This window comes from Clostridium sp. TF11-13AC, assembly GCF_003481065.1.
GTDB lineage: Bacteria > Bacillota > Clostridia > Lachnospirales > Lachnospiraceae > Otoolea > Otoolea fessa.
On record NZ_QUKJ01000009.1, the window covers coordinates 67,568 to 79,842 of the forward strand.

At 46.9% G+C, this 12,275-nt stretch carries 8 protein-coding genes; all 8 read left to right on the plus strand.

The genetic code is table 11. The features are described 5' to 3' along the window. Positions 1–122: 122 nt before the first annotated feature. Complete coding sequence (locus DXD12_RS14160) at positions 123–3,200, plus strand: insulinase family protein (RefSeq protein ID WP_182457095.1); 3,078 nt, start codon at positions 123–125, stop codon at positions 3,198–3,200. A gap of 31 nt (positions 3,201–3,231) precedes the next feature. Further along, on the plus strand, positions 3,232–4,923 hold the full coding sequence (locus DXD12_RS14165) for a GspE/PulE family protein (RefSeq protein WP_118638558.1): 1,692 nt from the start codon (positions 3,232–3,234) through the stop codon (positions 4,921–4,923). A 32-nt stretch (positions 4,924–4,955) separates the two neighbouring features. After that, on the plus strand, positions 4,956–6,017 hold the full coding sequence (locus tag DXD12_RS14170; protein ID WP_118638559.1) for a type IV pilus twitching motility protein PilT: 1,062 nt from the start codon (positions 4,956–4,958) through the stop codon (positions 6,015–6,017). Positions 6,018–6,210: 193 nt separating this feature from the next. After that, a complete protein-coding gene (locus tag DXD12_RS14175; RefSeq protein WP_071144610.1) occupies positions 6,211–6,585 on the plus strand; it encodes a hypothetical protein in 375 nt (124 codons plus the stop codon). 694 nt (positions 6,586–7,279) lie between these two features. Beyond that, positions 7,280–9,442, plus strand: coding sequence for a 3'-5' exonuclease (locus DXD12_RS14180; RefSeq protein ID WP_109215850.1), 2,163 nt, complete (start codon positions 7,280–7,282; stop codon positions 9,440–9,442). Between the two features lie 206 nt (positions 9,443–9,648). Beyond that, positions 9,649–10,068, plus strand: a complete 420-nt coding sequence (locus DXD12_RS14185) for a response regulator transcription factor (protein WP_173900609.1) — start codon at positions 9,649–9,651, stop codon at positions 10,066–10,068. Positions 10,069–10,488: 420 nt separating this feature from the next. Then, entirely contained in the window at positions 10,489–10,884 is a 396-nt protein-coding gene (locus DXD12_RS14190; protein ID WP_109215851.1) for a plasmid mobilization relaxosome protein MobC, read from the plus strand. Then, the coding region (locus DXD12_RS14195) for a relaxase/mobilization nuclease domain-containing protein (protein ID WP_118638560.1) at positions 10,856–12,275 on the plus strand (1,420 nt) is incomplete at its 3' end. The genes DXD12_RS14190 and DXD12_RS14195, both read left to right, overlap by 29 nt.

The following is a 12,275-nucleotide window of genomic DNA, read 5'->3' on the forward strand; positions in this document are numbered from 1 at the left end:
CACATCCGGAACACAGAGAGAACCGGATGTGCTTTTTTTTATGGAAATATAGGACGTGCTCTTGTATAATAGATATAGAGAAAAGACAGCAGACGAATGATGGCAGGAGGCATGATAAAAGAATGGCAGGTACAAAGCAGTGGAGGGCGGCAGATGTGAGACTGCAGCCGGGATTTCAGACAGCAGGTTTTACATTGAAACAGGTGGGAAAACTGCAGGCGCTGGGAGCGCAGACACTGTATTTTGAACATGAGAAAAGCGGGGCGTCCCTGTTTTATATCAGAAATAAAGATACAAACCGGGGATTCTCGATTTCCTATCGGACACCGCATCTGGATGAGACGGACACGAATCATGTGTTTGAGCATTCGGTACTTGCTTCCTCTGATAAATATCCGAGTAAGGATATTTTTTTTGATCTTTGCAGCAAGACATACCACACATTTGTAAATGCATTTACCTATATACCATTTACGGCATATCCGGTGTGCAGCCAGAGCGAGGAACAGCTGCTTAAGATGGCAGATGTGTATTTAAGCTGCATGAAAGCGCCGGGAATCCGGCGGGAACGCCGCTTTTTTGACCGTGAAGCGGTCCGCTATGAGCTGCGCGACCGCGAAAGCCCGATTACGCTGGCAGGAACGGTGTACAGCGAGGATTTCGGCATGCTGAATGATACAGATAATGAGGCACTGCGGAATGTTTTGCGGGCGCTGTATCCGGGGGAGACGGCGGCAAATGCGAATGGACAGGCGCACCGTTTTTATAAGGATCTGACGTATGAACATACGATGGAGATGTATGATCGATTTTATCGGTTCGATAATGCTCTGATTTTGTTGTATGGGGATCTGGACTGGAAACGGTTTCTGGCATTCCTGGATAAAGAGTATCTGTGTGATGCAAAGAAAAGCTATGGAAAAGAAGACGGATGGAGTTTCCAGTCAGGCAGCGGGCGACAGGAAAAACAGGAAATGCAGAATATAGGGATGAGTGCGTTTTACAGCCCCGAGCCAGATGGTTTGGAAAATGGGGGAGAATCATTCTTCCGTCAGGCAACCGTTCCCAGTCCTGCTTACCGGGGAGACGCATCGGAGAATGCGGCGGTGGTATCGTATGCGATGGATCTGAGCGGCATTTCATGGGAAAAGCTGATCCAGTACAGCATCATTGCGGGAATGATGAATGTGGATGGATCGGTTTTCAGGGAAAAGCTGCGGACGGCGGGCATCCATTGTGATGCGAGTGCATCGGTGATGATGGAGGCAGAAAAGCCATTTTTTGTTTTCGAAATGACAGACAGCAGTCCGAAGGATGCAGAACGGTTCCGGCAGGTGTCGGATGAGACATTATGCGAGATGCAGGAGCGCGGGATCGACCCGTCAGTGGTGGAGACGGCGCTCAAGGCGCGGGCGATACATGATTATACGGCAGGCGAAGATACGGATGTATTTGCGGATTCGATCGTGCCGGAAGTCAGCCTGAAATGGGCATTGACGGGCGATGCGGATGTGTATGCGGATGAGGCGGCAGCCTATGATTCTCTGGATGCAGGGACGGCACAGGCGGAGATTCGCCGGTTTGCGGCAGAGCTTGGCGCGGCGAAGCGGCGGGTTCTTGTCACGACGATTCCGACGCCGGGGATGGCAGAGGCGATGGAGCAGGAGCGCGACGCGTATCTGGCGCAGATGAAGGCGGAGATGAGCGAGGCAGAGCTGGATGCGCTGATTGCGAAGACCCTGGATTTTGATGCGTGGAATGCGTCGGAGTGTTCGAATGCGGATTTTATGATCCGGGTCGATGAGCTTCCGCCGCCGGAAGAGACGCCGGAATATCAGATATATGAGATAAATGGGATTTCGGTCTATGAATCGCCGTCGGATCTGGAAGCGATCAGCTATAACCGTTTATACCTGGATTTGAGCGGCGTGCCGGAAGAGGACCGTTTTTACATTCCTTTATATACAATGTTTGTTTCAGAGCTTGAAAATGCCCGGTATGGCAGAATGGAAAAGGAAAATCAGATTGAGCGCTATCTGCATGATTTTTCCATGAATGAGGGACATCCGGAGGTTCGGGCGGGACGAAACAGCCATCCGACGCTGGCGGTCAGCTGGTATGGGATGGCGGAGGATTATGAAGAGAGCCTGTATGTCCTGTTGGAACTCTTATCACATCCACTCTGGAGAGATAAGAATGCGGTTCTTCAGGCACTGGATGAGACGATTCCGTCCTGTGATGAGTCGCGCAGTGATGCGTATTCGCTGGCGGTGCGTCTGGCGGCATCTGGCTATAGCATCAATACGCGGTATCAGGAATATGTCGGCGGACAGGCGTTTTATGAGTTTTTGAAAAAACTGCGCGGGCGACTGGAACAGGAGGATGCAGCGATCTTCCAGCTGGCAGAGAAGATGGAGGAGGTGCGCGACCGCATCCTGCATGGAACAGCGGTGACGATCCTTCATGTTGCACCGAGGGAAAATCTGGAATGGATGCGGAACTGTGCAGGGCGGATTCTGGGAAATCTGCGGGGAGAACAGATGCCAGACCATGAGAATAAAACGGAAAACAGAGGGGAAAATGCTGGGTATACTTTCCCGGTTCCGGCGCGCAGGGAGGCGGTAATTGTGGAGAGCTCCAGCCAGTATACCGTCTTTTCGGCAGAGCTGAGCGCTGTAGATGGATTTTCCGGGCGGATTCTTCCGTATGTAAATGCGCTGGATGACCGGTATTTTGTGCCGCAGCTCCGTTTTCAAGGCGGCGCATACAGCGCGTCGTTTGCATTTACGCCGACGATGGACCGGATCGTGGCGAGTACATACCGGGATCCGAAGGTCAGTGAGACGATCGAGGCGATCCGGGCGGCAGCGGGTGTATTGGAAAAACTGCAGCTTTCGGAGGCAGATCGGAATGGCTATATTTTAAGCAGTTACGGCAATGCGACGGCGCCGTGCGGATGCCTGGGACGGCGGATGGCAGCGATGCAGTATGCGTACAATGGCCTGGATATTGTACAGATCCGTCGTTGGACAGAGGAGATCCGTGAGACGACCGCAGAGGATCAGAAAGAGGCGGCGCGGATCATCCGGCGGCTTCTGGAAGAAGCGTGGATTGTGACGACTGGAAATCAGACGGCGATCGAGATGGATCGGGACTGCTTTGACCGGATCCGGGATTTCCGCAGTAAAATGGCTGAATAACCAGATCCATATTTATAGGGAGGTAGAGAGAATGCGTACAAAGCGATTGGGAGACATGCTTTTGGAGCTGGGACTGATCACAGAAGGGCAGCTTAAAGAGGCGCTTGACTATCAGGCGAAGGAGAAAGAACGTCTGGGAACAACGCTGGTCAAGCATCATTATATCACGGAAGGTCAGCTGATCGATGCGCTTCGCATGCAGCTGGGCATTGACTATATTGATTTGACGCGGGTCGATATCAGCCCGGAACTGTCGCGTTTTGTGCCGAAAAACCTGGCAAAGAAAATGACGATCGTACCGGTGCGTATTTCCAAAGACCAGCTTTATCTGGCAATGGCGGATCCGCTGAACTTCATGGCGATTGAGGAAGCACAGCATACTTCCAAAAAGAGAATTGTGCCGATGGTCGCCTCTGAACCGGCAGTGAAGCGTGCGATCAATATTTTGTATGGCAACGAGGGAGCGGCAGAAGCGATGGCGCAGATGCAGGCAGAGACGGCAGCGGCACAAGAGGTGCGTCAGGGGCAGGGGCAGATGGCGGAAAGAGAAAGACAGGAAAATGTGACACCGATGATCCGCCTAGTCAATTCGATTATTGAGCGTGCCATTTCGGAAAATGCTTCGGATATCCATTTTGAGCCGACGGAGGAGGAGATGGTCGTCAGGATGCGTATCGACGGGCAGCTTCATCGGATCATGACGATCCCGTCGGAACTCAAGGATTCGGTCATTTCGAGGCTTAAAATCATGTCCCAGCTCGATATCGTCGAAAAAAGAATTCCGCAGGATGGTCGTGCGGTGATGCATTTAAGAGGAAAAGATATTGATATGCGTATATCCACCCTTCCGACCCTGTATGGAGAAAAAGTGGTTATCCGTATTCTGAAACGAAATGAGGAGACGCTGAACCGCCGCGGTATCGGTATTCCGGCAGTGGAGGATGCAAAGATTGATACGCTTTTAGGGCTTACTTCCGGAGTTATCATGATTGTAGGACCGACTGGATCAGGTAAATCTTCGACGATGTATACGCTGATCCGCGAACTTCTTTCGGATCGGACCAACCTGATTACACTGGAGGATCCGGTGGAATACCATATCAAAGGCGCGACACAGGTGCAGATCAATGAAAAAGTGGGGCTGACCTTTGCATCGGGCCTGCGCTCAGTTCTGCGTCAGGATCCGGATATCATCTGTGTCGGCGAGATCCGTGACGGTGAGACGGCGGAGATCGCGATGCGTGCGGCAATGACGGGACATCTCGTTATCACCACGATTCATACGGAAGATGCGATCTCGGCGATTGACCGTCTGCGAGATATGGGCGTAGCGCCATATCTGATTGCGGCGGGACTGCGAGGCGTTATTTCCCAGCGTCTGCTGAGAAAAATCTGTCCGAACTGCAAGACCCAGATTCAGCCGCCGAAAAAAGCACTTGAGATGGCAGGAATCCCGGAGATTCCTGGAAAATTATACTGGCAGGGAACTGGATGCGATCAGTGCTTCCATTCGGGATACCGGGGCAGAATCGGTGTGTTTGAGGTAATGCTGATTCAGGAGGAGCTTCGCCGGTGTATTCTGGAAGGGGCTGACCGGACGCGTTTCTTAGAGGTAGCCAGAAGAACGAGCCAGTATATTCCGATGCTTGAACACGCGCAGAAGCTGGTAGAAGAGGGTGTTTCGACGGTGGACGAGATAATCCGGACGCTACTGGCACTGTAAATGGTGCAGAAAGAGAAGAGGAGACAGATGGTATGTATGGAATTGAAGAATTAATCGCGCTGGCAGCTGAAAAAAGGGCATCGGATGTGCATCTGATTGCAGGGCTGCCGCCAAAATGCAGAATTGACGGCAGAATCGAGACGCTGACGGATGGCGGGCTGACGCGTGATGATTGTGAGGAATATGGACGTCAGCTGGCAGGCAATGTGGCAGATCAGATCGAGGCCATCGGACAGCTGGATTTTAGTGCTTCGTTTGCGGGACGGCGTCTCCGTGTGAATCTGTTCCGGCAGCAGGGCGCCCTCTCTGCGGCGATTCGTATTCTGGCCAGAATGATTCCGAACCTGTCGGAGCTGGGGCTTCCGGAAGCAGTGAATCAGTTTTCAAGCTGGAATAAAGGAATTATTCTGGTGACCGGTGAGACGGGAAGCGGCAAGTCAACGACGCTGGCGGCAATTTTAAATGAGATCAACCAGAATCGTCCGCTCCATATGATTACGCTGGAAGACCCGATCGAGTATGTCTATGAACCGGCACAGGCGATCATCAACCAGCGCGAGGTGGGCGTGGACGTAGAGAGCTATGATAAGGGACTTTATGCGGCGCTCCGTGAGGATCCGGATGTGATTCTGATTGGAGAGATGCGTGATCCAGCGACGATCGAGACGGCGTTGGTGGCGGCAGAGACGGGACATCTTGTTTTTTCCACCATTCATACCAATTCAGCAATCGACAGCATTGACCGGATTGTGGGGGTTTTTCCAGAGGATAAACAGCCGCAGATCCGGATGCAGCTCTCGATGACGCTGCGGGCGGTGCTGTCACAGCAGCTGGTGCCGAGGGCGGGCGGCCAGGGCAGGGCGGCAGCCTGTGAGCTTATGATGCTTACGCCGGCGATCCGGAATCTGATCCGCGACGGAAAAACACCGCAGATGCAGAGCTATCTGCTTTCTAGTGCAAAAGAGGGCTCTATTACGATGGATAATTTTCTGATCCGTATGGCAAAAGAGGGTGTGATTACACCGCAGACGGCAGTCGATGCGTCCCAGAACCCGCAGGAGCTGAGAAAGGAACTGGCGGCGGTGCAGTATTAATAATATGGCGAAAACGGGTGAGTGAAGCCTGCGGGGAATGCTCATGTGCCATAAAGTAACACACCGATAAATGCAGACAGCCAACCTCTATTCCGTATAAAATGGCGTATGTGGCATTTCAAATATGTGGTTTAGAAGTAGAAGAAAACTGAAAACCGTATTCCACGATTTGAAAGGATAGAGGTAAATGAGCATGGAAAAAACAGTATATATCACAGAGAAAGAACGGGAAATGTGCTACAAAGTAATTGGTGCGTTTGCGGAACTGTACGAAATGGAAGATGAAGATATTTTAGTGGTTGATGTTGGTAGGTACGGTTTTGTTAAATTGCAGTGCTATACACCGTCATATGGCTTTGAAGAACTTGACACCTATACAGACAGCCATAGTTTATTTGAAGGGCTTTGGGAGGAATGGCTTAGTCTAAATGTGTTTTTACTTGCTAGGGAAATGCAGTTAGACGATATTCTTTATGAGGATTTATTCAATAATCTGCCAAAGGAAAAACAGTCGGAACTTACCGGGAGAAAAGGCTATTTTGCAAAAAAAGCGGGTATCATTCTGTAAAATGAATTTTGCAGAAAGAAAACGCTCTATGTAGAGGGTAAAAAGATTAGAATGGCTCTGTATATGATAATATGCAGGGCTTTTCTTAATAACCAATATGCTCATTTTGATAAAGACCAAAAGACAAGCATTATGGAAATGTGCATAACTGGCTATGGAATCATGGATAACTCTATTCACAGCACATGGAAAAGCTAAAGTGCAGCTTTCCCACGTCCTGCAAACAGAGTTACCCACAATTCCATGATACAGCCAGTTATACACATTACGCACAATGCCGACTACTACGGAATCCAAATCATTTTTTCACAGAACAAGATTTGCTTTTACAGAAAGAGATTATAGGTTGGAATGGAGATAAGGGAACCTGCATAGAGCACAGCGGAAAAGTTGAAGAAACTGATTGAGGAAGAATTTGCCGGGCTTGTGTTTCTGTCTGCTGAAGATATGGAGTAATAACAAATTGGGACATAATGGTATAACTCTTTGTCCCAATTTGTTTATTGTTTAAATTACCCGTATTAGAATTGATATGCTTGCAGAAATCAAATATCTAACATAATTCCTCCCACTGTAATAATACCATACAAATTTTATGAATACAAGACTGTTTATATAAGCTGACACATGCTAAACTAGCCTAGCAATGTTTCAGTAAAACTTTCTTTCATTTTTCAAGGAGGTCATAATCATTATGGGGAATAATCAGACAGAAAAAGCGTTTGAAGAAAAAAGATTAGCACAAACAATCTCTTTAGCCGAGGAACAATTAAAGCAGGCAAAAGAAGCGGCAGACAAAAAAAAATCAGAAATTATCGAAGCCAAAAAAGATGTGCGTGAAAATACAGAACACGGCATTACATCACTGTACACATCAGACGGTTTCGAGGCACTTGTTGAATTAAGCCAATATATCAATCCTGTTACAGACAAAATTATAGATTATGAAGAAGAAGAACATAAAATACTTCTGTTAGAAAAGATGATAAAATCGCCCTATTTTGCCCGAATTGATTTTAAATTTGATGATGAGGACGAATTTGAAAAAATATACATTGGACGTTCTTCTCTACGAAAAAACAGCTATCAAGAGATGTATGTTTATGATTGGAGATCGCCGATTGCCAGTGTTTTCTATCGTTTTATGACAGGCGAAGCGTTTTATGACGCTCCATGTGGACGAGTAACAGGCGAACTCAATTTGAAACGCCAATATGAAATAAAAAACGGAACACTGGAATATTTTTTTGATTCAGATGTTCAGATTGTTGATGAATTTTTAAGGCAATTACTGTCACAAAACACTACTGCTAAAATGAAAGCTATTGTTGAAACAATTCAGCATGAACAGGACGTGGTTATTAGAGATATGGAAAATGACCTGCTAATGGTACAGGGTGTAGCGGGAAGTGGAAAAACCTCTATTGCTCTCCACCGGGCTGCTTATCTTATGTATCAAGGTTTACAAACAAAGCTGTCCGCAAATAACATTATGATTATTTCCCCAAATTCTATATTTGAGCAATATATTTCAAATGTATTGCCCGAATTGGGAGAAGATAATGTTATTTCTTCCGTGTTTGAAGATATACTTAGTGAGTTATTAAATGGCAGGAAAATTCAGTCAAGAAATGATTTTTTAGAAAACTTGATTGTCAATTCAAAATACAAGGAAATTTCAAGAAATAGTATAGAATTTAAAACGTCAAGTTTTTTTAGGGAAATTTTAGACCAATTTCTCATTGATATACCCCGCCAGTGGATAGAATTTGAAGATGTTTATTATGAGGGAAAATGCGTTGTAAGCGGGCAAATTCTAAAAGACAAGATATTAGGAAGACCAGAAACACCATTAGGCATAAAATTAGAACAATTAGAAGATTATATTTTAGAACAAATATTTGGAACAGGAAAAGGGCGGGGGCATAAAGAAGAAAAAAATCTAATCAAGCAGGAAATACAGAAATTTATAAAAATTGACATTGTTGAATTATATAAAATATTATTTAGCAATGAAGCCTATTTTTATAGCCTGCTGCAAAATAGCAATCCGTCACAAAACATAAAAAATATTTGGAAATATACTAAGGAAAATTTGGAAGCAGACAGCTTGTATTATGATGACGCAATAGCAATCGCTTATTTGTATTTAAAAATATACGGAACAAATAAATATAAAAATATTAAGCAGGTAGTCATTGATGAAGCACAGGACTACTACCCTCTCCAATATGAAATATTTAATTTTCTTTTTTCTAATGCCAAATTTACTATTTTAGGAGATATGAAACAGACTCTTGCCAAAAAAGAAGATATTTCTTTCTACGAACAAATTCAAAAAATATTGAACAAGAAAAAATCTTCTCTTATTATGTTGGATAAAAGTTTCCGTTGTACGAATGAAATTTTAAATTTTAGTTTAAAGTTCATTGAACAAAGTTCACAGATAAAAAGTTTTAATCGGAATGGCGATAGCCCAAAAGTATATATTGCTGATAATTCCGAAATCTTCATTGATGAAATTGTTAAGGAAATAAAATTATGCCAAGAGAAAGGGTTTCAGTCGATATGCTTAATTTGTAAAACCGAAAAAAATTCAACCTATCTATTTAATAAAATTAAACACAAACTTGATATTCAATTAATTAAAAATGGGAGCGTATCAGATTTACAAGGCGTGTTTATCTTACCAGTATATATGTCAAAGGGATTAGAATTTGATACTGTCTTAATTTGTGATGCAGATAGCCAAAACTACCATGATGAAGATGATAAAAACCTCTTATATGTTGCCTGCACAAGAGCGCTTCACAAACTTAGCTTATTTTGTGAAAATGAGGTTAGCCCGCTGATATAGATAAATTTACAATATATTGAATTGCCTAAATGCCAAACGCAGCGTAAGTGCATATGAACAAAATGATAATAATTAGACAGACCATCTTTCTCTTTTAATGGCATTAAATTGACATTACGCTCTCTATCATATATATTTGTTGCTTACTGTCAAAAACACGACAGAAAAATATAGTTTAAATTCAACGGATAAAAGAGGTAATGAACATGGGGAAATTACTACTGCTGACACTTAACGAACAAGAGGAAACAGCGATTGACAAAATCATATCGGCAATATCTGATTATATACAGATTGAACCCATGCAGATCACAACCGCTTCCGTGTTATCTTTTCCGGGACTGGAAATAAAGCAGAACCAACGCCAGGTATTTCAAGACGGGGAGGAAGTAAGCCTTACCCGCCTTGAATACAGTACCCTTGTATATCTTGCTTCCAACCCCGGCATTGTCCTCACACGGACACAAATATTTGAAGCCGTTTGGAACATGGAAAGTGAAAGCTGCCAGTCAAGCGTTGCAAATGTGATTTACAACCTGCGGAAAAAAATAGAGTCGGACAGCCGCAAGCCCATTTACATAAAAACCGTTTTAGGTATGGGCTACAAGTTTGCTTCCGGGGAATGACAACAGAATAACCGCCGCCCGTTACAGCGGCATACCATGACAGGAAATCAGAAAAGGTTTCCTGTTTTTTTGCACCAAAAACCGCGCTGATTTTCCAGCTTTGTCGAAAAGTTTTATCAAAAAGTTTTTCAAAACTTTGCCATATTTGCATTTCTCTGCGTAGTAAGGAGTAAAGGGGGAGTTTCGCCGTTTTCTTAGAGCAAGATTCTACCGAGGTGCCAAAATTCGCTTTTCGCTCATTTTGCCCCTGCGGGAATCTTGTTGGGGAGTGCCTTCCCCAAACCCTGCTTATGCGGCTTGCGCCGCTTAAAAATCCCTCAAAATATTTTTTCGGATTTTTTCAAAAACAGTTCCGTTTTACCCCCTGTTTTTCTCCTATTAGTGAGAGAACACCACGCACAGAAAGGAGGTCTGCCGACCATGAAAAGATACAACACACCGCACCGCAGCCGGGTAGTCAAGACACGCATGACCGAGGAAGAATACGCCGAGTTTGCGGAAAGGCTTTCTGCTTACCACATGAGCCAAGCCGAGTTTATCCGGCAAGCCATAACCGGGGCAGCCATACGCCCCATCATAACCGTTTCCCCCGTCAATGACGAGCTGCTTGCCGCTGTCGGGAAGCTGACCGCCGAATACGGCAGGATCGGCGGCAACTTAAACCAGATAGCCCGGACGCTGAACGAGTGGCACAGCCCCTACCCGCAGCTTGCCGGGGAGGTACGGGCGGCGATTTCCGACCTTGCTGCCCTAAAGTTTGAAGTCTTGCAGAAAGTGGGTGACGCTGTTGGCAACATTCAAACATATCAGCTCTAAAAATGCCGACTATGGCGCAGCGGAAGCCTACCTCACATTTGAGCATGACGAGTTTACCATGAAGCCCACCCTTGATGGAAACGGGCGGCTGATACCGAGGGAGGATTACCGCATTTCTTCCCTCAACTGCGGGGGCGAGGATTTCGCTGTTGCCTGTATGCGAGCCAATCTCCGCTATGAGAAAAACCAAAAACGGGAAGATGTGAAAAGCCACCACTATATCATCAGCTTTGACCCACGGGACGGGACAGACAACGGCTTGACCGTAGACCGGGCGCAGGAGCTGGGCGAGCAGTTCTGCAAAGAGCATTTCCCCGGACACCAAGCCCTTGTATGCACCCACCCGGACGGGCATAACCACAGCGGCAATATCCATGTGCATATCGTCATCAACTCCCTGCGGATTTACGAAGTCCCGCTTCTGCCCTACATGGACAGACCAGCCGACACACGGGCGGGCTGCAAGCACCGCTGCACCAACGCCGCTATGGAATATTTCAAGAGTGAAGTCATGGAGATGTGCCACCGGGAGGGGCTTTACCAAATCGACCTCTTGAACGGCAGCAAGGAACGGATAACGGAACGGGAATACTGGGCGGCAAAGAAAGGGCAGCTTGCCCTTGATAAAGAGAACGCTGTCAGAGAAGCCGCAGGACAGCCGACCAAGCCCACCAAGTTTGAAACGGACAAGGCGAAGCTGCGCCGGACGATACGGCAGGCACTTTCCCAAGCTGGCAGCTTTGACGAGTTTTCTTCCCTTTTGCTGCGGGAGGGCGTAACTGTCAAGGAGAGCCGGGGGCGGCTTTCCTACCTCACGCCGGACAGGACAAAGCCTATCACAGCCCGGAAGCTGGGGGACGATTTTGACAAGGCTGCTGTCCTTGCCCTGCTCACGCAGAACGCCCACAGAGCCGCCGAACAGACCAAAGCCATACCCGAATACCCCCACACCCAAAAGGGACGCTTGCGGGAGGAAAAAGCCGCAAAAACCACCCCGGCAGACAACACCTTGCAGCGCATGGTTGACCGGGAAGCCAAGCGAGCCGAGGGCAAGGGCGTGGGCTATGACCGCTGGGCGGCAAAGCACAACCTAAAGCAAATGGCAGCTACTGTTACCGCCTATCAACAGTACGGCTTTTCTTCCCCGGAGGAACTGGACGAAGCCTGTTCTGCCGCTTATGCCGCCATGCAGGAAAGCCTTACAGAGCTGAAGCAGGTGGAAAAGACGCTGAACGGGAAAAAGGAGCTGCAACGGCAGGTGCTTGCCTATTCCAAGACCCGCCCTGTCCGGGACGGGCTGAAACAGCAGAAAAACGCCAAAGCAAAAGCAGCCTACCGACAGAAGCACGAAAGCGACTTTATCATAGCAGACGCAGCCGCCCGTTATTTCA